This window comes from Candidatus Magasanikbacteria bacterium RIFOXYB2_FULL_38_10 (assembly GCA_001783145.1).
Classification (GTDB): Bacteria; Patescibacteriota; Patescibacteriia; order Magasanikbacterales; family UBA10003; genus GWC2-40-17.
In genome coordinates this window covers 1-22,002 of sequence record MFQT01000017.1, presented here as the reverse complement: position 1 = coordinate 22,002, position 22,002 = coordinate 1, and the positions used below count along the sequence as shown (strand labels likewise).

14 protein-coding genes and 1 pseudogene are annotated in these 22,002 nt (G+C 39.0%); all 15 read right to left on the bottom strand.

Annotation, left to right across the window (positions count from 1 at the left end; translation table 11 throughout):
- Positions 1–18 precede the first annotated feature (18 nt).
- The 15 genes and pseudogenes from A2294_00340 to A2294_00270 all read right to left on the bottom strand — a co-directional run bounded on the left by A2294_00340 (position 19) and on the right by A2294_00270 (position 22,002).
- Positions 19–261 (bottom strand): translation initiation factor IF-1, encoded by a 243-nt coding sequence (locus tag A2294_00340; GenBank protein ID OGH85185.1) that lies wholly within the window; start codon positions 259–261, stop codon positions 19–21.
- A 108-nt stretch (positions 262–369) separates the two neighbouring features.
- Positions 370–2,064, bottom strand: a complete 1,695-nt coding sequence (locus A2294_00335; GenBank protein ID OGH85184.1) for a hypothetical protein — start codon at positions 2,062–2,064, stop codon at positions 370–372.
- Positions 2,065–2,079: 15 nt separating this feature from the next.
- Positions 2,080–3,960, bottom strand: a complete 1,881-nt coding sequence (locus tag A2294_00330; protein OGH85183.1) for an alanine--tRNA ligase — start codon at positions 3,958–3,960, stop codon at positions 2,080–2,082.
- Between the two features lie 593 nt (positions 3,961–4,553).
- A complete protein-coding gene (locus tag A2294_00325; GenBank protein ID OGH85268.1) occupies positions 4,554–5,663 on the bottom strand; it encodes a tRNA 2-thiouridine(34) synthase MnmA in 1,110 nt (369 codons plus the stop codon).
- Between the two features lie 584 nt (positions 5,664–6,247).
- Positions 6,248–8,572, bottom strand: coding sequence for a hypothetical protein (locus A2294_00320; GenBank protein OGH85182.1), 2,325 nt, complete (start codon positions 8,570–8,572; stop codon positions 6,248–6,250).
- Between the two features lie 5 nt (positions 8,573–8,577).
- Positions 8,578–10,428, bottom strand: a complete 1,851-nt coding sequence (locus A2294_00315) for a hypothetical protein (protein ID OGH85181.1) — start codon at positions 10,426–10,428, stop codon at positions 8,578–8,580.
- 5 nt (positions 10,429–10,433) lie between these two features.
- Positions 10,434–11,831 (bottom strand): hypothetical protein, encoded by a 1,398-nt coding sequence (locus A2294_00310; protein OGH85180.1) that lies wholly within the window; start codon positions 11,829–11,831, stop codon positions 10,434–10,436.
- A gap of 2 nt (positions 11,832–11,833) precedes the next feature.
- The gene (locus A2294_00305) at positions 11,834–12,226 is read right to left on the bottom strand and encodes a hypothetical protein (GenBank protein OGH85179.1); all 393 of its coding nucleotides are present in this window, start codon (positions 12,224–12,226) and stop codon (positions 11,834–11,836) included.
- A 153-nt stretch (positions 12,227–12,379) separates the two neighbouring features.
- The gene (locus tag A2294_00300; GenBank protein ID OGH85178.1) at positions 12,380–14,803 is read right to left on the bottom strand and encodes a hypothetical protein; all 2,424 of its coding nucleotides are present in this window, start codon (positions 14,801–14,803) and stop codon (positions 12,380–12,382) included.
- A gap of 178 nt (positions 14,804–14,981) precedes the next feature.
- Positions 14,982–15,893, bottom strand: a complete 912-nt coding sequence (locus A2294_00295) for a protein-export membrane protein SecF (GenBank protein ID OGH85177.1) — start codon at positions 15,891–15,893, stop codon at positions 14,982–14,984.
- A gap of 4 nt (positions 15,894–15,897) precedes the next feature.
- The gene (locus A2294_00290) at positions 15,898–17,640 is read right to left on the bottom strand and encodes a protein-export membrane protein SecD (protein ID OGH85176.1); all 1,743 of its coding nucleotides are present in this window, start codon (positions 17,638–17,640) and stop codon (positions 15,898–15,900) included.
- A gap of 117 nt (positions 17,641–17,757) precedes the next feature.
- Positions 17,758–20,541 carry a preprotein translocase subunit SecA gene (locus A2294_00285; protein OGH85267.1) on the bottom strand — a complete coding sequence of 928 codons (2,784 nt, stop codon included), beginning with the start codon at positions 20,539–20,541 and terminating at the stop codon, positions 17,758–17,760.
- 4 nt (positions 20,542–20,545) lie between these two features.
- Entirely contained in the window at positions 20,546–20,893 is a 348-nt protein-coding gene (locus tag A2294_00280) for a ribosomal subunit interface protein (protein ID OGH85175.1), read from the bottom strand.
- Between the two features lie 8 nt (positions 20,894–20,901).
- Entirely contained in the window at positions 20,902–21,552 is a 651-nt protein-coding gene (locus tag A2294_00275; GenBank protein ID OGH85174.1) for a hypothetical protein, read from the bottom strand.
- Between the two features lie 15 nt (positions 21,553–21,567).
- Positions 21,568–22,002, bottom strand: a pseudogene (locus tag A2294_00270) (hypothetical protein).

Sequence of the window (22,002 nt, the reverse complement as noted above, 5' to 3'; positions counted from 1 at the left end):
ACTTTGACTTTAATTTTATTAAAATCTGTATACTATTCTGCCTTTGGTTAAATCGTATGGTGTCATTTCAACTTTTACAAAATCTCCAGGTAACAAATGAATTTTATTCATTCGCATTTTTCCAGAAAGATGCCCGATGATAACATGACCATCATCCAATTTTATCTTAAATTTAGCGGAAGGGAGCAGCTCCTCAATTCTACCTCTTAGCTCCAACACATCTTTGGACGATGCAATGCTATTTTGTTGATTTTCTGCCATAAATAAACCTACAATAAGGCTAATTTCCTTATTTTTAAAAAACTTAAATGTAGTATACACTAAGCTTAAAAAGTTGTCAACAGGCCAAATTTAAGTTTATTCACAGGGTTATTTCTTCAGCTCTAAAATCTTAAATTCATCATAAAAAGGAGCCAGGAAGATGATTTTCTTTTGTTTCATCTGCGCTAAAAAATCTTTGGTAAAAGTAATCTCTAAAAAATCGCCACTGGAAATTTTTTTATCATAATTGGTAATTTGCATTGTGTAATCCAGCGATTCCAATTTAGGCGCGCCATGAAAAACTTTTTCCGTGCCTTTAGAGGCAAAGCCATCTGCTTTGGCCAGCCAAACAGCCAGGCCGGTATCTGTAATGTGCAAACGAGGAACAGCCACTAACAAATCTGGTGTGTAATTAGGATAATACAAACGCAGGGCGCTAAACCAACCGTTTCTTAAAACTTGAGCGCCATAAACATTGTCCGGCATAGCTAAAATAACTATCCCCTGTTTAGTTTGCAGATTAACTTTTTGTCCAAAATTAAAAAGCAAGTTTTGACTAATGGCACCGGCCTCTTGCCAGTAGTAATTTTTTTGGACTAAAACAAAAGACAAAAAAAGAATTAAAATGGCTGGCGGCAAAAATTGCAAATATTTAGTGAGTTTAAAACTAATAATTTTATAAGAAATCCAGCCCAAAATTATAGCCATACCCAAAGATGGAAGGTAAGCAAACCTTTCACCCTCACTGGTATTTAAACTAAAAGACAGAGGCAAGGCCGGAAAAGCACCAACAATTAAAATGATTAAACCTAAAAGAGCAATTTTTTCTTGACGATACTTTTTTAAAATCAAATAAATAAAATAAGAAAGCAAACAGACGCCCGGAATAAAAACATATAATCGCATCACTCTGGCGGCCACACCCAAACGGTGAAAGTTTTCAAAAAAATTACTATCAATAATGGTGATTAAGGTTCTGATAAGATGAACAGCGCTTGGTTTTACCTGAGGATTGGCATAAAAGCCGGCTAGAATTGCCGTAGTTTTAAAGCGTAAAAATAAATACAGAAGCAAAACCAAAGCATAGGGCAAAAGATAAAGCAAACGTTTTAAAACGCCCCGCCAGCTTTCTTTTTTCCAGCCGCTGACAAACAAAATTTCATAAGCCACAATTAAAGCCGGCAAAGTCAACCCCATTTCTTTACAAAGAACAGAAAAGAAAAAACTGATCAGAGAAAGAACAAAAAGAAAAAAAACCTTTTTATTGCGCGGCTTTTTGGTGGCGGAATTTAAAAAGGTTGCAACGGACACTTGTCTAAGCTTTATGTACAGAGCTAAAGAGAGAATGTAAAAAAAGGCTGCCAGAACATCACCGCGTCCAGAAATCCAAGACACCGCTTCGGGGTGGTTGGGTAAAATTAAAAAAAATAAACCGCTTAAAAATCCCAGCCATCTTTTTTTGGTTAAAAGAAAAACCAACCAAAATAAAACCAGGGAAGTTAGGGAAAAAAATAAAAGATTGGAAAAATGAAAAAAAGCAGGATTTAATCCGCTAATTTTATAATCTAAAAGATAAGACAGCTCTGTTAACGGCCGATAAACCCCGCCTTCTGTGCCACCATTGGAATTTTTTAAAAAATAACTGCCGATGGTTAGCGGCGTAAATTTAGCTCGAGTAAGCCAGTCAAAATCATCGGAAACAAAAAAAGAATTTAAGACCGGGTGATACAAGGCTAATCCAATTATAAAATAGCTTAAAAAAAAAGCCAAAATCAGCCAATTTGTTTTAAAAATTTTATTCATCATCTTAACAAAAAGTTATTGCAACACCGCTTTGATTCTCCTAATCCCCGAACTAACCGCTTCTTCTTTAATAATTTTAAAATGACCCAAAAGACCTGTGTGTTCTGCCAAAGGTTCAAAACATTCTTCTTTTTCATTTTTACCTAAAATACTGGTGCATTCCACATGCGGGCCGCCACAAATTTCTTTACTAAAAGTTGGCGAGTTAGGATCGGCATGCGGATGAAGCGAAGGTTCACCAATAGTATAAACCTTTACTTTATTGCCGTATTTTTCTTCAAATAAACCAACGGCGCCGCCGGCTTTAGCCTCGGGCACGGTCATTTCGGCAAAACTGATTTTATAATCTTTAATAATGGCCGCGTTCACCAAATCTTCCACTTTTTTCTTTTCTTCCTCGGTCATCTTGACTGAATGAGAAAAATCAAAACGCAAACGTTCCGCTGTGATGTTACTACCCCTCTGTTCTACGTGAATTCCTAAAACCTCGCGCAAAGCCGCGTGTAATAAATGAGTTGCAGTATGATATTTGGTAGAAATTTCACTGGTATCTGCCAAGCCACCTTTAAATTTTTGCTCGGCTCCGGCACGAGATAATTCTTGGTGTTTTTTCATTTCTACAATAAAGCCTTCAATATCCACCTCTAATCCTTTTTCTTTAGCCAGTTCCTCGGTAATTTCAATAGGAAAACCATAGGATTGATACAAATCAAAAGCTTCTGATCCGGTTATTTTTTTTGTTTCATTATCCATCATTCTAGACTCTAATATTTTCATTCCTTTTTCCAAAGTATTCCTGAACTTTTTTTCTTCTTTTCCCATCTCTAAAAGCACAAATTCTTTATTGCGTTGCACTTCTGCGTAAACATCTTTAAAAATTTCAATTGTAGAAAGGGACAAAGAAACGCAAAAATTTTCTGTAATCCCCAAAACGCGGGCATAACGAATAGCCCGACGAATTAAACGCCTGACCACATAACCCTGATCCACATTGCTGGGGGCGATTCCCCTATCATCACCCATAATCATAGTGGCAGTGCGCAGATGATCGGCCACAATACGCATAGCTCGCCTAATTTCTCCTCCTTCAATATAAGAATGGCCGGACACTTCTTCAATCTTTTGGATTAAAGGCCAAAAAGTATCAATCTGAAAAACATCCATAAAATCATTCAAAGTCACCAGAGTGCGCTCCAAACCCATACCTGTATCAACATTTTGTTGTTTTAATTGTTCAAAAGAACCTTCTTTCTTTTTAAAATACTGCATGAAAACATCATTCCAAATTTCTAACCAATGATCTTCATCGTTGCCCGGATTACTTTCAACAGGCGGAAATTCGGTTTCGCCTTTCCAATAAAACATCTCGGTATCCGGTCCACAGGGGCCAGTTTGTCCAGCCGGTCCCCACCAATTGCTCTTTTTGGACAATTTGGCTATTTTATGTTCCGGCACACCCATCTTAATCCAGGTGTTACTGGCCTCCTCATCAAAAGGAGCGTCGGCATCACCGGAAAAAACAGATATGGCCAATTTTTTAGGATCAAGCCCTAACCATTGCGGCGAAGTTAAAAACTCCCAACTCCAAGCAATAGCCTCTTCTTTAAAATAATCTCCCAAAGACCAATTACCCATCATTTCAAAAAAAGTATCGTGGCGGTTGTCGCCCACCTCATCAATATCCTGCATACGCACACATTTTTGAACATTGACCAAGCGTTTTCCTTCGGGGTGCCTTTCACCCAAAATATAAGGCACCAAGGGATGCATTCCGGCAGTGGTAAAGAGAATAGTGGGGTCATTTTCCGGTATTAAAGATGCCGAGGGTATAATTCTGTGTCCTTTAGAGGCGAAAAAGTCTAAAAATTTAGCTCTTAATTCAATTGATGAAAGCATAAAAAGATTTTTAACAAAATGTTATCATTTGAGCCTATAATACCAGATATAACAAAAATAGTCAAACTTATTTCTTTAAAAAATGGCTTAAATAAGCAAAAAATAATTTTTTAAGACACCCAGGGCTTGACAAGATTTCCAAATTATGCTAAAATACTTTTCGACGGGGCTTAGGGAGGCTCTACACCCTCCCGCAGCCTGACCCAAGTCTTCGTGGTTTAACCGCCGCCGAGTGTCCGAACAACGGACTTCCCACTACCAATGACGGCGCCGGTTTAGGGGGCTCTAGAACTGCAACCAGGGTGGTTGCCAGAATCTAGAAGAGCTCGTTCCCACGGAAGATGAGGGTCCTCGGTGTTCTCCCTGCGCTCACACAACGTGGCATAAAAGGAGGCAAAAGCCGAAGGTCAAACACTGGCTGGCAGCCAGCGATCACACGGACGGATTCCGTACGATCGGGAGCCTGACAAATTGATTCAGGAAAACACAACTGCCGAAGCACAAGAACCAGGAGGTCATCGTCGTCACGACACAACAAGTCGAGGCGCAACACGATGACCTCCTATTTTTTTATTCGAAAAAATATTGAACCTTTACTTTATCTCTCCCCCGCCCAAACATTCCCCATTTTTATAAAAAACAATAAACTGCCCGGGTGTTATGGCTCTCTGAACTTCTTTAAATTTAACAAAATATTTTCCTTGACTAAAAATGATCCGACAAATTTGGAGTGGCTGACGATGACGCAAGCGCGCCAGACAATCTAAGGGAAATTTTGGAGTAGCACCAGAGATCCAATGTATTTTTTTAAAAACAATCTCTTTTTTAAACAATAATTTGTCATCCTCAAAACCCACTATCAGTCGGTTCTTTTTTAAATCTTTATCTACTACATAAAGAGCGCGAGATTCTCCACTTCTGGAACCACGCAAAGCGCTAAATCCATGACGTTGACCAATGGTATAAAAAGCCAGTCCATCGTGCTCTCCTATCACTTCTCCGGTGCTCATCACCACCTTTCCAAAACGCGGTTTTATTTTTTTCTCCAAAAATTTTTTCATCGACACCTCGCCCACAAAACAAATACCCATGCTTTCTTCTTTTTTCGCCACAGACAAACCCCATTCACTGGCAAAAACTCTCACTTCATCCTTATTTAGTGAGCTTAAAGGAAAAATTAAATGTTTTAATTCTTTTTGTCCCAGTTGGTGTAAAAAGTAGCTTTGGTCTTTATTTTTATCTCCGGCCTCATACAGCAAGGCCTTTCCCTCAACTTTTTTTACTCTGGCATAATGCCCGGTAGCAATCCAGTCAAAACCCATTTTTTGGGCTTCTTTTAATAAAAGAGGTATCTTAACATATTTATTGCACATCACATCGGGATTGGGCGTACGACCGGCTTGATATTCTTTAAACAAGTAATTCACTACATCTTTTTGATATTGTTTTTCAAAATCAAAAGTTAGAAGTTTGATGCCGAGTTTGGCTGCTACGCGCATGGCGTCGCGACGCTCGTCAATCCAGCAAGATTTGGCTCCGACCGCTTCGCTAAAGCATTTAATGAAAGCTCCAGTCACTTCAAAACCGGCTTTAATTAATAAACCGGCCGCCACCGCCGAGTCCACTCCTCCGGAAATAGCGCATAAAACTTTCTTTTTGGCTGGTAGATGTTTTTGCAATAATTTTGTCTGACCCAAAAGCATTCTTTTTTCTTGCAAAATCTCTTTAGCTTTGTGAGTAACAATACGATCCGCTCTGTTCAAATTAGCCACCACGCCAAAAACCAGCCCCGACCAATCGTCTTGATAAAATTCTTCAGCCCTTTTTTCGCCATGTTCACCGTACATATCCAATTTATCCGCATCCCTTAACCAGATGGCTGTCTTATAATCATTAGCCCTATCGTCCCAATGATTTCTGATGGCATATAAAATTTCTTTTTTCTCTCTTTCGTTCAAAACAAAAAACTGCTTATCCTTATTAAACCACTCCTCAGCCAGCCAAAAAGAAAGCTCGGGATGGTGCAAACCCCGGGGATTATTTTTAAGTTCCGTCACACGGCCGATATCGTGCAACAGAGCGGCCAATTCTAAAATCTTTCCATCTTTTTTTTCTTGTCCGACAATTTTTTGGGCGTAATTAAAAACCATCTCCACATGCGGCCAACCATGCGCAGGAGCGGAAAATTTGGCAAAAAACCTTCTAACTTTGTTTTTGGTATAATCAATTAATTTTTGATTGATCATATAAAACCGCTAAAGAGTCTTTCTCAGACTCTTTTAAAGCATTACTTTTTTTTAGGTGTATTCTGAGGAGCAACTTCTTCTGGCGGCGCGGGTACGTAATTTAAAGAATTTATTTTCTGTACCAAATCTTTGTTGCCAGGATTAAGCTCGTAAACCTGTTTGTATAATTCCAAAGCCACGGATTTATTACCTGTTTTTTCATAAAGATAAGCTAAAGCAAAAAGAGCGTCGGAATAATTAGGGTTCAAAGAAAGAGCCTTACGCAAAGCCAGTTCGGCATTGGCATAATCGCCCTTACCATTGCGATTAAAATAATAACGGCCCAATTGAAAAAGATATTCCGGATTATTTACTCCATAGCTTAAACCTTTTTCTAAAGTAGCGATAGAACTATTTAAATTGTCTTGAGATTCATAAAGAAAGGCCAGGCGAATATAAACTAATAAAAAGTCCGGTTTTAATTTTAAAGCCTTTTCAAAATCTTCTTTAGCTTCACTGAAACGCTTATCTAAAAGTTTGGCATTACCAAGACTTAAATAAAAAGCGGGATTATTATTCTCTAATTCCAAAGCTTTTTCCAAGGAAGAGATAACCCAGGCGTTAGCTTCAGGGGCGACAGGGCGAGCGCTGTCATAAATGGCAGCCAGATGTTCCCAGGCGGCCACATTATTAGGTGAAAAATTAACACCTTGTTTGGCCGCATTAACCGCCGAAGCCACATATTCAGAAACCACAGCCTTGTCGCCATTTTGATTAGCTAATTCCAAAGCTCTCCCCAAAAAGGAATCGGCCAAACCTAAATAAAAAGAGGAGCGTGCTTGATTATAAGAAATGGCGCGGGAAAAATAAGTAATCCTTTTTTCGTAATCTTGCGACAACCCTTGACCAAAAACAACCTCGCCCGTATAAAAACGACCTAGATAAACTCCCAAAATAATCAGAATGGCAAATAATAAAATAAAAACAAAGGAAGTGACCAAGGCGTATTGCGGAGTTGTTTTTAAAGACACAAAAAGAGTCGACCAAGGAGACCTTGAGAGATAAACACTGGCATTGATGGCCAAAGCCAAGAAAAGCCAAAAAGCCAACCAATGCACCATTCCAAAATTTATAAAAAACAAAGAAACTAAAATCATAAGCCAAGCACAAGCAACCAGCCAAAAAAACAAGGGTGGGATTTCATAATTCTCCCTACCATCAAAATTTTCTTCAGAAAGATGTCTTTGATTTTTGGATCTTAAAATATATTTAAGCCAAAGAGAGATAAAGAAACCCAAAATCAAAAAAATTACGGATAAAAACATTAAAAAAGTCAACCAGCCTCCGGTAGCCAAAAATTCAAACACGCTGGAATACGGCTGATTGAATCTGGCGTTCCACATTACGTTATAATTCATTGTTTCCGGTCGATATTTAGAAAAATCATAAACAAAAGTTCCCGGGCCGCTACCTAAAATAAAATTCTTAGCGTTATCTCTTAAGACATTCCAAGAAATCTCCCAAGAAATCAGGGGGGACAAGGAAACTTCTAAGGGCATTTTTTTAGATAAAAAACCCGGTTCACCAAAAAAAGAAAACAACAGCGCCGCTACCAAAAAAAACAAAATTAAAGATGTCCACAGAGGGTGGTAGCTTCCCAAATGACTTAAAAAGAAAACCCCTATTAAAAGCAATCCGATGGCGGCTATTACCCAGACAAATTTAAATCCTAAAATAAATAAAACAATCAAGCTGATTAAAAAAACAAAAAAGATGAAATAATTTGCCAAACGTGCCTTTTTTTTAATTGCCAAAAAACCCAAAGAAAGAACGAAAATCAAAGAAACAAAAAAACCAAAAATTACATTGGAAGAACTGATTAGGTTAACTGGCAAGAAATTATTTTTTTGCCAAGAAAAAAAAGTCCATTGCCCGGATAAAAAAAACAAAGCGGCCAAAAACCCAGAAGCTAAAAAAACATAAAAAAGACGCAAGATTTGCCGAGGTTGGGAAAAATTTTGAACTACCAAAAAATAAAAAATTAACATTAAACTAAAACCGATAAAAGAAATTTTTAAAGAACCAAAATCTCCAAAAAAACTTAAATATCTGTCTTGCGAAGCAATGCTGGAAACAAGTAAAATAACCCAAAGAAGCAAAAGCGGTATGTCTAGCGGTGTTCTTTTAATTTCAAATCCTTTTTTAAGAGCCACTGTTCCCAAAAAACACAAAAAAGCTAAAAGAGTTAAGAAATAAAAAAGAAAATATTTGTTTAATTCTAGTTTTTCTATAGTGACAGGTAAGAAGAAAAGAGGAACAAGAAAAACCAACAAATAAATAATGGATTTAATTAACCAATTTAAAATAAAAAAAACTTTGGAATTCATAAAATTTAAAAAGATATTATTTGACCCGGTTTAATTTTTTGATTTAAATTAGGTAAATTTTTACTTACAGATGGTTCTGTTTTGGGCATTTCTTTCTTAAGTCCTACGTGGCGTATTGATTGAGGGGTCATTTTTACAGCTTCGGCCAAAGAAATGGCAGCCGGTAATTCTTGTTTAATCTCTTCTTCTTTAGGCATTTCTATTTTGGGCCGAGGTGCTTCAGTGGCCGGTGGCGGTATGTTGATTTTAGGCGCGGGCTTTAATAAAGAAGAGGCTTCCTCTTTATTACTCATTACTATTTTGTAACAATCAACACATAAAACCGGCCTTTTACCATCTGGCATAAAAGGAACAGTTGTATCTTTATTGCAACGACTGCAAACAGCCGCAAAACGTTTTTCATCTTTTTTTAATTTTTCTTTTCTTTCCTCTTTAAATGCCGGGGCTGAATTAGCGACAGGAAAAGAAGTTGGTACAGAAAAAGCCGTAGAGGATACCACAGAGGCAGACGCGGCCGAAATAATTACCCCGGTTTCTTCTGCTATCCCCTCTTCGCCCCCCAAAAGTCCACTCCACCGCATTATTTTTTCTTCAATCAATTCACGATTTTCAGTGTATCTTTCACGCGATACCTTAACCACTTTTTCAGCGTTGCCCGTTATTTGAAAAGTTCCCACAAAAGTAGAAGCGCTAAAAGGTGAAGAAGTGACACCGTCAATCATGAGTTTAAGATAAGTATTATATTTAGCCAAGTTAACCAAATCTTCGGCAAAAAATTCCGGTTCAAATTCTTTGGCTAAAAATTCCGCGTCTTCACCGCCTACTCTAAAACAAACAAGGGTGCCGATGTTGCCAAAAACAGCCGCGGCCACAGCTTCATCAAGTTGCGCAATATATTGATGAGCCAGAATTAAACTTAAGCGATACTTTCTGGCTTCTGACAAAATGTTAGCAAAACTTTCTGTGGCAAAATTTTGAAACTCATCAACAAAAAGATAAAAATCTTTACGATCGGCTTCTGGTATATCCACTCTTTCCATGGCGGCCAACTGCAATTTGGTAATAAGCATTCCACCCATCAGACGCATATTTTCCTCACCAATACGCCCCTTGGACAAATTGATCAAAAAAATTTTTTCATTATCCATTATTTCTCTGATGTCAATAGTGGATTTTACTTGAGCAATAACATTGCGGATTATAGATGAGGACAAAAATTGCCCAACCTTGTTTTGAATTGGAGCAATAGCTTCGGTGGCAAATTTTTCCGTATAATGCGCATACTCATCCACCCAGAAAGTTTTGACCACGGGATTTTGTATTTGAGCTACCACTCTTTTTCTAAATTCTTTATCCACTAATAAGCGGTTGATGCCCAAAAGAGTGGAGCCGGGATAATCTAAAAGCGCCAAAATGCAATTATTTAAAATATATTCCATTCTGGGACTCCAGACATCCGGCCATATTTTTTTAAAAACACCCATTAAGCCGGAAGCTACCAAATGTTTATGCCTGGGATCAATTGCTTCCATCACATTAAAACCAATAGGGTGTTCTTGATCGGCAGGATTAAAATAGATTATATCGTTAATACGATTACTCGGAACATAATCAAGAATTTTTTCCACAAAATCACCGTGAGGATCAACCAAACCCACGCCATGTCCATTATAGATATCTGAAATAATCATTTGCTCCATTAAAGTAGTCTTACCCATACCGGTTTTTCCAATCAAATACATGTGACGGCGACGATCATCTATTTTAATTCCAAAACGCCTCTTTTGCCCCCTAAAATTGGTTTCGGCAAAATAGGTAATATCGGAAATATTGTGTTGAGTAACCGGCTGATCCATAAGGATTAAATAGGCAAATTAGATGGCGGCGTCACTGATTTTCTGGTAAGAGGAGTAATAATGGCATTGGCTCGTTCTGTTGGCAAACCAGAAGGAGGCTGGCCTTTTTTAGCTTCGGCCATAGCCACCATAGGAGCCCTAACCGTAAGCATGGGAAAATGCCACAAAGTAGCCAGTTCTTCGGTATTCATTAAATACTCCGGTATTCCCTTCCAACGACTGCGCGCCATATAAGCATTAACCAGCTTGGTTTTACGCCAATTTAGTCTGGTTTCTTTTAAATAATAATGCGTATGCGTACCCACTTTCTCAAACTCCGGCTTAAGACCATTTAAATTTTCCGTAATAAATTGTTTGATGGCCCCGGTTGTTCCATAGGCAATTCTATTTTTACTGTAAGACTCTTTTTTAGCCAAATAAATACAACGAATTTTGGTGGCAAAACAAATTTTGGAAATTTTTCTTTCCACTTTTTCTATATCGGTTTTAAAACCCGGCGGCAAATGCAACATTAAAGAAGGGAGATCGTCTTTTTTAGAATCCGCCTTTTGATCAGCCTGCACTCCGGTAATTGTTGATAAAGCTGTATCAAAAATTTTTCCCGGGATAGAACCCACTTTATACATATTGGACTCTTTTTGTTTAACCGTGGCACCTGTCATTTTTTTAACCACTTCTAAACCGTGCTTTTTCCAATCATGCCATTTATTGCTAATGGGTTTAACTAAAATTTGCAAACCCACAAATTCCCCCTTACCTAAACGGCTAAAGGTTTCCAGCAATGCCGCCAACGGATCTTTAAAAACATCTTCCGCGCCCGAATGTTCAAAATCAGTATAGGTTTTGATGGGATAGGATTCTTCCGGATTGGTAAAAACATATTCCGTACCCCAAAGATTGTAATCTTTATTGGGAAAATGAGTAGGAAAATCTTTAGTGTAGTCTTCAATTTCAGTAATTTCTGCTTCGGGATATTGAGCATAAATGGCCGCTTCTATTAAATCCCGATATTTTTTTAAAGTAGCTACGACAAATTGCACATAGCCTTCTATGCTGATAATTTCTAAACTAAACCAAGGCTGAAGATAACCATCCAAAACAGCTTCTTCCATGTCCGGATCTTTGTGCGCTCCGGCCAAATGAGAAAAAATTGATTCTACGGCTTTAGGAGTTTGTTCATTACCTTTAGGCACATCAACTGCCAAATAGGCCCACTTATATTTGGCAACCATGTAAGAGGTAATTCTATTAAGAATGTAGAAACTTAAAAATAAGTGATAAAAACCTATAACAACAACAAACCAGCCACCGTGTACTAACAAATAATAATACACTGCATAAGAAGGGGCGTAAGAAACAAAATTTATGAAATTCAACAAAGGAGTCCAATCAATAGTGATCATATTTATTCTCCCCTAGCTTTTTGAATAAATTTAAAAAACCAACGATAAAGAAAACCAAAAGGAAGACAAAGCCACCACCAGCCGCGCGGGCCGGCAAAATAACCCAAACTAAAAGCCGCTAAAGAAACAAGCGTGGGCACCAAAGCAAAAAAATATCTGGCTGGGGCGTGTTCTTCTTTATATTTGGCGCCGATATTATCATAAGTTAAAAACTTTAAATTCTGCCAAAAAATCCATAAAACAAAAAAACCCATCCACCACCATCCCAAGAGGGCCGACCAATAACCACCAAAAAATTCAGTGAATACTATAATGAGCACTGTTAGACAAAAAGCATGCTTGAGGCCTTTGCTCTCATTATAAGTATAAGTTAGAGCCGATTCAAAAAAAGCCATAATTTTTTTGAGGAGATTAAGAAACGTTAAAGGTATTATAGCATATTTGTTTTTAACAGGGCAAAAAAAAGAATCCCGCTTTGAGCGAGATTCTATTAGAATGTTAAAAAAATCAAAAAGGAACAAGGCTAGCGGTCGGTAACCCTAAAAAGATCATTTGCCGTTATTAACAATGTCTCGGATTATTTCAGCCTTTTCTTCAGGAGTAAAATCCTTAAGAACAGATCTGATTCTGATCACAGCCTGATTATGCAGAAGTCTTTCCAAGACACTCAAACGAGCTTCCAAATTAACCAGCTTTTGCTCCAGATCTCTTACTTGAGCCTGAAGCTGAGAAAAAGCGCCGGCAGGAGGCGGAGAAGAAGAAACAGGAGGCGGAGCGGTAGTTTCTATTCCCCTTTCAGCTCTCTTCTTCAAAACAGCGGTAGCAGAGGGGGGAGGAACGTTATCAAAAGTAGCGGCTTTCTTTCGGGGGCCCATTTTACGCCCCAACCCAACAGTTTGCGGCGGTTGCAAATCTCGCAGTTCCTTTTTGGCTTTTTCAGTCCAACGAAGGGACCAACGCTTACTGCTTTCCTGATTATAAGTAAAAGATCCGGCCATAGAAACCCAACCTTCCTTTTTGGCCCAAAGAAAATACTGAAAGGCCGAACCTTCGGTTCCGGTACCGGAAATGCGGAAGGCACTCTTGCCATCCAATTCGCGACCGTTTACAGCCACAAAAATCCTCTGTAAGCGTTCCAAGCGCCCCATAGGCTCATTTGAGCCAACGGGCTTAACCTTAGAAAGGTCTACCTCTTGTCCAACAGTAAGAGCGTCTTCTTGTCCCCCGTTATCGCCACCTTCAGCCGCCCTTTTCTCAGACGGCGCAGTGGGCGGAAAAACAGAACGTGAAGGACTGGGGTTTCTTATTGCCCAGTCTTCATACTCATGGGGATTTTCCCGCCAAATTACAGAGGAGCCAGTCACACGATCACCTTCTGTTTGTTGCTGGATTTCTACCAAATTATGATCACTTTCCAAAGTAATAAAAAGCCGCTGAAGCGATTGAGCACTAGGCCAACCCAATTCATTCCAAGGCAAATTATTCCAATCAAGAGATTCACCGTGACAATAATCGTAAATCCAACGAACTCGTTCTTTTAGAGTCATTTCGTGGAAAGGCTTGGGCGGCTGTGGACGAACCACGACGGCCTCAACTCTTTCCTCAGTTACGGCTGCGGGAGCTCCAATTTCTTCCGCCATTTCCTCTGCCCCTCTATTAGTTTCACCTTTTTCCTCAACCCCACCATCTCTCTGCAATCGCCCAAGCGCTACTTTCAAATCATCATTAGCAACACGAAAATAAATACCGGCTCTAGATGGGTGCTGATGTACCAGTCCATCCAAACACCACCGGACCAAAACAAGATGGGCCATGAAACCGTTGTAGCCATCTTCTTGAGGCAGAAGATCAGAAAAAAGTTCTGCAACATTTTTTACAGAAAGTTCCTGGCCGGGACGACAGCGTTTAGACAAAGCCTCGGAACACTGCAAATATACAACCCTATTTAATTCCGCATCTATTTCTACAGTACCAACAGGGGGCAGGCTTTCAAACTTTTCCCGCCCTCCCTTGGCCCAACAATATTCAGCCCCCTCTTTCAGCAGATATTGTTCCGTTTCTGCTCTTTGCAAAGCTTCGGCCAAATTACCTGCTCCTTCACAAACTCTAAGTGCCACATTGGCAGGAGTAAGAGGAAGCCGGATCAATTCACGCTGAGTAAACTTTTTCCCTACGGGGATAATCGCATGAAGAACTTTGAGCACTTTTCTATAAGCATTATCAGTGAGTACTTTCTTAGCCATACAGGCCTCCTCTCTCCTCTTTTGTCTTAATTCCTCTATTTTCTTTTCCACTAACAAAGAAAAGATCCATTCCCCGGCTACACCGGCTTGGACCGCGCCCATTTTGGTAAGCCGGCAAGCCAAATTGTCCTTGGTAACTTCTATAAGCCCTTGTTTCTTGAGTTGCTTAAAAATTCTGACCCCGTTATCATCTAGACGCGTAATCAAAAAACGAGTTTCAACCCAACGGTCTGGATTATTAGATTGCAGAGAAAGCAAAGCACGACAGGCGAAATTAAGATCTTCAGCGGAAACATCGGGGATCTTTTGTTCTTCGTTCGTCCCTGCTTTTTCTTGAACTTTACCCAATTCCAGATCCAAAAGATCTTGATCTTCACCAAGCTCGGCGACATCTTCTTTCCCATCTTGACCCAAAGTCTCCAAAATCTTAGCCGTCACAGCTTCGGTTTTAGCAGGTCTTTTGGCAGGATCGGGTCTGACATACTTAACGTCTTCAAGAGATATCTCTCCAACAGCGCTTTCCTGAAATGCTTGACGATTTTTTCTGCCATCGGAACAACGATAACAAACGCTACGCTTTTTTTTCAAAGCGTTGGCATTCATATAACCATCAAGACATTTTTCTAAAACTACCAATTTTCTTTTTTGACGACAAAGAAAAATAGTCTGAGCACCAGCCTCTGCCAAATCCCCCTCTACCAAAACAGAGGCTTTTTCTAACTTAATCATCTGCCTCTCCTGGTTTAGGTTTAAGTGTATTTAACTGCCAATTAATTGTTAAAGGACAAAAATTCGTTCAAACAACATTAAATTGTCTGTCCCCATCCTACTGCCTTTAAGGGGTTTGTGTCAAGGAGAAAAAAACAAAAAAACGGTTGTTTAAGCCGTCTTTTTTATTCTAAAAAATTTAACGTCTCACCGCTACCTTTTTATTTAGCCTATTCCACATAACCAAAAGAGGGCTGGCAATAAAAATAGAAGAATAAGTACCAAAAACCACGCCGACAATTAAGGTCAAAACGAAATATTTAACTGATTCTCCGCCAAAGAAAAAGGTAGCAAGCAAAACCAAGAGCACGGTTAAAGAGGTGTTAATGGAACGCACAAAAGTTTGATTAACGCTTCTGTTAACCACCTCATCAAAAGTTTCACGAGGAAATTTTAACAAATTTTCTCTAATTCTATCAAAAACCACAATGGTGTCATGCACGGAAAAGCCCAAAACAGTAAGCAAGGCTGTCACAAATAAAGTATCTACTTCCACACCTAAGAAATGACCCAGGGCGGCAAAAACTCCGGTAGGAATAATTACATCATGAAACAGAGCCAGCACGGCGCAGACACCATATTTCCAAGAACTGATGGGACGGCTGACTTTGCGAAAAGCAAAAGCAATATAGGCAATAATAGCCAATAAAACAAACACAATCGCCATAAAAGACTTGGTGCGCAATTCGGAGCTGACGGTAGGACCAATCATTTCAAAACGTTTTTCTTGCAACCCTTCGGCAGACAATTCATTTAAAGAAACCAGAATTTGTTGATGTTTTTGCTCATCCACCGCTTTCATTTTAATGATGAAACCTTGATTATCTGTAGGAATAATCAATGGTTTTTCTGTTAAAGAAGATATTTTTTGCTCCACAATTTGGCTAGTGGGAACGCTTCCTTTAAACTGCACTTCTAATAAGGATCCGCCGGTAAAATCTAAGCCGGGTTTTAAACCCCACATTAAAAGGGCGGTAAGACTTGTCGCAATTAAGATGCCCGAAAAAATTAAAAAGTAATTTTTGTTTTTAACTAGATTGAAGTTGGTCATATCTTTATTGATTTATTTTTTTTCCACCCAAAAACCAGCGCGGATTTTTAATCCAAGGTCCCACAAAATGCAACAAAATTCTGGTGACGGTAATGGCAGAGAACATACTAATTAAAATACCAATAGCCAAAGTAATGGCAAAACCTTTAACCACGCTAGTGCCAAACCACATCAAAATTAAACAAGTAATCAAACTGGAAGCGTTGGAGTCGCGAATGGAAAGCCAGGCGCGGGCAAAACCCTCATTTAAAGCCTGGGTAATGGAAAGTCCGCGGCGTAATTCTTCTTTAGTGCGTTCAAAAATTAAAACATTGGCATCAACAGCCATACCGATAGAAAGAATGAAACCGGCAATACCGGCCAAAGATAAGGTAACCGGAATCATCTTAAAGACGGCTAATGTGATGAAAGTATAAAGAATTAAAGCGACAGCCGCCAATAATCCGGGTAAGCGATAAAACAAAAGCATGAACAAAACCACAGCCGCAAAACCGATAAGACCGGCAAACAAACTCCTTTCCAAGGAGTTCATGCCTAGACTGGCACCGATTGTTTGCTGACTAATTAAAGTAATTGGCACTGGCAAAGCACCGGCATTAAGACGCTGGGCTAAAAGCTTGGCTTCGGCAATAGTGAAATCACCGGAAATTACAGCCTTGCCATCGGTAATGGCTTCCCGCACCACAGGAGAACTGATGGCCGAGCCATCTAAAAATATAGCCACTTGTTTATTTACATTACGCTCTGTAATGTCACCAAATAATTTTTTGCCCTCGTCATTAAATTCCAAAGCCACAGTGGGCATACCGGAATTAGGATCAAATTGCACGGTAGCTCTAGTTAATTGCTGGCCGTTTAAACCGGTAATTTGCCACTTATCAGCTGGGGCGTAATCAGTTTCGCTTTTGGTTTTAATCAAAATGTGACTGGCTTCGTATTCTTTAATTTTTTGACCATCTTTTTCTGTTTCTCTTTCACCTGTTTTTTTGATTATATGAAAACCAAAATCGCTCTTAACTAATTTATAAGTAGTTTGATTAATCTTTAAAGATTTTACAGCGTCTTCAAAAGGTTTAACCATTGCACCCGCGGGAAACCAACCCAAATTACCGCCATTTTGAGCACTGCCAGGATCTTCACTGTATTTTTTGGCCAAGGCGGAAAAATCCGCATTAGAAGCCAAGGCTTCTTTTAAAACAGAGCTAGCTTTTTTCTCTGCATCTTTATTAAAGGTGGCAATTGCTTTTTTCTCCTCATCGGTAATAGAGGCGGCAGTGACAGAGATTTCTTCTTTAAATTCCAAAATAGGTGTTTCGCCAATCATCTTAATAGCCTGATTAACATCTTTAATACCGGCCAGCTCCACAATAACGCGCCAAGAACTGCCAGTTCTATCTGTTTGTACCACTGGTTCAGAAACACCTAAAGCATTAACGCGGCGTTCAATAACATCACGCACACCTTGAACAGCGTCGTTTTGGCTGCCCGAAGAAATTTTAGTGACATCAGCTTCGTAAACCAAATGAGTACCGCCTTGTAAATCCAAGCCTAAATGAAAAGGCACGACCCAAGGAAAATGGCCTAAATTTATTTTGGTTTTATCTTTAAACCAATCTGAAGATTGATTATAGACATGAGGAAATGAGAAAAGAGCGGTAAAAACCAATAAAACTATTACGCCAACCGTCCCCCATTTAATACGCTGACGTGGAATTGAATTAGTGACGCGAATATCACGAAGTCCCATATTTTATCATTCTAAGCGGAAAAAAAATTTCTACCGCTAATTTTAAGTTAAATTAAAGGTGAAAGCATTATAAAACAAAAGCTTAATTTTGACAAGTTGATAATTTTCTATTAAATCTTACGCTCCGTGACAGCGCTTATACTTCTTCCCACTTCCGCACGGACAAGAATCGTTGCGGCCAATTTTGTGGCCGCTCCCATCCTCGGCAAATTCTTTTTTTCTAACCAACGCCCCGCCTGTAGTGCCGGCTTCTTTTTGGGCACCAGAGAGTTGCACACCTTGGCGTTGCATTAACGAAGGGGCCAATTTTACGCCAATCGTCACTTTATAAATACTGTAAACAACTTCTTTTTGAATCAAGCTGACTAATTCATTAAATAATCTATAAGCCTCCCTTTTATATTCCACCAACGGATCTCTTTGACCATAACCGCGCAGGCCAATCCCCGCTCGCAAATAATCAATGGCCACCAAGTGATCCACCCACAAAGTATCAATGGCACGCAGTAAAATTCCTTTTTTAATCTCTAAGGCCAATTCCGGATTATTAATTTCCTTTTCCATCTCGGCAAATCTTTTTTTAGACAATTCCACCAAAAATTCTATAATTTTGGTTCTTTCTTCCGCCTCTTCTAACCGTCCTTCAGTAGTGCCGCCCATTTTTAATAATTCCGCTTTTTCAGCATCTGTTAAAATAAAAATTGTAGAGGCTGTTTCAATAATTTCTTTAACATTCCAATCACCACCCACTGTGGCAGCAGTATGATAATAAACAAACTGCTCAATTTCCTTTTCCACCATGTCCAAAATCTTCCCGCGCAAAGTTTCCGGCGTTTCTTCAACCGGTTCTCCTTTCAAAATAATTTCCTTTTCTTTCTCATATTCATCCAAAATTTCACGACGTTTTTTGTAAATAACCGTGCGATGTTTATTAATTACGTCATCGTAATCCAACAAATGCTTGCGAATATCAAAATTATGCCCTTCAACTTTATGCTGAGCTGATTCCAAAGATTTGGAAATCATTTTATTTTCAATCGGCATATCTTCGGGAATCTTTAAAAAGTCCATCATCTTTTTAATTCTTTCCGAACCAAAAATACGCATTAAATCATCTTCTAAAGAAACATAAAATTGAGAAGATCCCGGATCACCTTGGCGTCCGGAACGACCGCGTAGTTGATTATCTATACGCCTGGATTCATGACGTTCCGTGCCAAGCACGTGCAAACCGCCCAGTTCACGCACTTTTTTAGCCTCCTCGGGATTGGACGGATTGCCACCCAAAATAATATCTACACCGCGGCCTGCCATATTGGTAGCCAAAGTGACGGCGCTAAGCCGACCGGCCTGGGAAATAATTTCCGCTTCCCTTTCATGATTTTTGGCATTTAAAATTTGATGCGGTACGCCTTCTTTGGCCAAGGCCTCACTCAAAGCCTCATTTTTTTCAATGGAAATAGTACCAATCAAAACCGGCTGACCTTTTTGATAACGTTCTTTTACTTCCCTAACTACCGCCGTAAATTTGCCCGTTTCATTTTTATAAATCCTATCGGACAAATCACGCCTTACCATTTCTTTGTTGGTGGGAATTTCCACCACTTCCAAATTATAAATTTTGGCAAACTCTTCTGCTTCAGTGGCAGCCGTACCGGTCATACCGGAAAGCTTCTCATACATTCTAAAATAATTTTGAAAAGTAATGGTGGCCAGCGTTTGGCTTTCGCGTTGAATGTCCACTCCTTCTTTAGCTTCTATGGCCTGATGCAATCCCTCGCTATAACGCCTACCAAACATAAGACGACCGGTAAATTCATCAACAATAATAATTTCGCCGTCCTTAACTACATAATCTTTATCCTTTTTAAATAAAGTTTGAGCTTTCAGAGCCTGTTCTATATGATGAACAGTTTGCACGCCGCCTTCGGCATAAATATTGCCCACGCCCAGCCACTCTTCCATTTTGTTAATACCGGCCTCTGTTAAAGTGGCACTGCGCATTTTCTCATCAATATTGTAATCTTCATTTTCTTTTAAACGCCTGACCAAATCGGCAAATTTATAATATTTTTCCGTAGCTTCTTCGGCCGGAGCGGAAATAATAAGCGGGGTCCTGGCCTCATCAACTAAAATGGAATCCACTTCATCAACAATGGCATAATGCAAATCACGCTGCACCATTTCCCTAAGATTGGTGGCCATGTTATCACGCAAATAATCAAAACCAAATTCATTATTGGTGCCATAAAGAATATCACAAGCGTAGGCCTCCTTGCGTGAGCAGGGACGCAAGTGAGAGGGCTCAACTTTAACCAAAACTTGCTCACTCTCTGGCTGGGCTTCTGTTTTGGCAGTATCAAGATTGATGGCTTGACTAACGGAATTTTCTTGAAACCCGGGTTCGTAAATATAAGAAATAGTCTGTTGTTGAATACAAGAAACAGTTAAACCAAGGGCATGATAAATTTGACCCATCCAGACCGCATCGCGTTTGGCTAGATAATCATTAACCGTCACCACATGCACACCCCTGCCTGTTAAAGCATTAAGATAAACAGCGGCTGTGGCAGTTAAAGTTTTACCTTCACCAGTGCGCATTTCCGCAATATTACCGCGATGCAAAAAGATACCACCAATAAGCTGGACATCATAATGGCGCTGGCCAATAATTTTTTTAGCCGCTTCACGCACAACGGCAAAAGCTTCGGGTAAAATACTATCTAAAGCTTCGCCTTTGCTTAACCTTTCTTTAAATTCGCGGGTTTTATCTTTTAATTGTTCCAAGGAAAGATTTTCTAAGGCCTTTTCTAAACTGTTTATTTCCTCAATTATAGGCAGGACATTTTTAACTTCCCTGGCGTTAGGATTGCCGAAAATTTTAGTTAAAATAGACATAATAATTTTATTCCTCGCTTTTTCTAGCCTGACGCACATTTTTTTCAATACCCTTTTCCTTAAAAGAAACAATCTGTCTTTTAATTTCATCATGCATTAAATCTATAGCGGCATAAAGATTGGAATTCTCTTCTTCTGCTCGCAAAACCTTACCCGGTACGGTTAAATTTATTTCGGCTCTAAAAATGTCTCCTTTGTTATGATGTTTGGTTATTTTTCCAACTTCTACTCTAGCCTCTACGGATCCCTGATCCAATCTTTTTAAATATTTTTCCAATCCCCCGATTTTTTCATTTACATAATTAGTAATGGCTTGAGTTAATTCAATGCCCGTAGCCTTGATGGTTATTTGCATAAAATAAATTACTTAATAATTTCTATTGTTTTAATTAATTCCGCCTCGTCAAAGGGAAAGGCGTCGCCTAAACGCAAACGAAAATTGTCTATAGCTACGATAGCTTTCCCTTGGTTGCCGGGCGGACCAAAACGATTTTTAGCAATATCAACATTAGAAAAACAAAGGGGGATTGATTCACTCTCAATTTTAGGAATTTTTATTAAGGATTCTTTATCCGGCTGTAAACAAATCTTTCCATAATAAGCAGAAAAGGGATCGTCAGATTTTTTTAAATTAAAATAATTAAAATCTCCGGAGACAACAATACTGCCGGTAAATTCAACAAATTTTTTTTCTCCTTCTTTAAGGATATTGCCAACTGTCATTCCGTTAGCCAACTTATCCCCTATTTTAACAGTATTTAAGTCGATTTCATTATTTTTAATTTTTTCCAATTGAGCTTGAGTGTCTTTTTGTAAAAGCATAGCCTCTTGCAACAATTTATTTTGTTGCAATAATGTTTTATTTACAATATTTTCTTGCTCTTTTTTACCTTCTTTTACAATGGAGCTCTGCCACAAATACACGCCAACACCAACCAAAATATAAGACAAAAAAATTCCCAGCCAAATAATCCTTCCTGATTTAGATTGGATAGATTTTTTATTTACAAACATAAATGTTTATTTAATTTAATTGGGTAATTTAACTATTTGCACTTCTTCTTCTAAAGTGACACCAAATTTTTGGTAAATGATTTCTTTAATTTTTTTAATTAAATTTAAAATGTCTTCGGTGGTAGCCTGATTGGTATTGACGATAAAATTTCCGTGTAAAGTGGAAACCTCCGCTCCGCCAACACACAGGCCCTTTAATCCGGCCTGTTCCACCAACCAAGCCGCCGGAACTTTTTTAAACTGCCAAAAATTTTCCGTCATCATGGATTTTAAGGGTTCTTTTATTTCCTCTTCTTTATCAAAAGTAAAGTTTTTAAAAATGCAGCCGGCGCTGGGAAAGTTGGGTTGAGATTTGCTTCGGTGAGCCAGATATCCTTGCAACTGTTTTTGACTTTCCGCAGGATCTCCAGCCGTTAATTCTAAGCTACAAGATAAAATTATCGCCTCACT

Bases quoted from the DNA above. Each gene is read 5' to 3' on its own strand.
- A2294_00340 (OGH85185.1), bottom strand. From the start codon at position 261: ATGGCAGAAAATCAACAAAATAGCATTGCATCGTCCAAAGATGTGTTG.
- A2294_00335 (OGH85184.1), bottom strand. From the start codon at position 2,064: ATGAATAAAATTTTTAAAACAAATTGGCTGATTTTGGCTTTTTTTTTA.
- A2294_00330 (OGH85183.1), bottom strand. From the start codon at position 3,960: ATGCTTTCATCAATTGAATTAAGAGCTAAATTTTTAGACTTTTTCGCC.
- A2294_00325 (OGH85268.1), bottom strand. From the start codon at position 5,663: ATGCTTTTGGGTCAGACAAAATTATTGCAAAAACATCTACCAGCCAAA.
- A2294_00320 (OGH85182.1), bottom strand. From the start codon at position 8,572: ATGAATTCCAAAGTTTTTTTTATTTTAAATTGGTTAATTAAATCCATT.
- A2294_00315 (OGH85181.1), bottom strand. From the start codon at position 10,428: ATGGATCAGCCGGTTACTCAACACAATATTTCCGATATTACCTATTTT.
- A2294_00310 (OGH85180.1), bottom strand. From the start codon at position 11,831: ATGATCACTATTGATTGGACTCCTTTGTTGAATTTCATAAATTTTGTT.
- A2294_00305 (OGH85179.1), bottom strand. From the start codon at position 12,226: ATGGCTTTTTTTGAATCGGCTCTAACTTATACTTATAATGAGAGCAAA.
- A2294_00300 (OGH85178.1), bottom strand. From the start codon at position 14,803: ATGATTAAGTTAGAAAAAGCCTCTGTTTTGGTAGAGGGGGATTTGGCA.
- A2294_00295 (OGH85177.1), bottom strand. From the start codon at position 15,893: ATGACCAACTTCAATCTAGTTAAAAACAAAAATTACTTTTTAATTTTT.
- A2294_00290 (OGH85176.1), bottom strand. From the start codon at position 17,640: ATGGGACTTCGTGATATTCGCGTCACTAATTCAATTCCACGTCAGCGT.
- A2294_00280 (OGH85175.1), bottom strand. From the start codon at position 20,893: ATGCAAATAACCATCAAGGCTACGGGCATTGAATTAACTCAAGCCATT.
- A2294_00275 (OGH85174.1), bottom strand. From the start codon at position 21,552: ATGTTTGTAAATAAAAAATCTATCCAATCTAAATCAGGAAGGATTATT.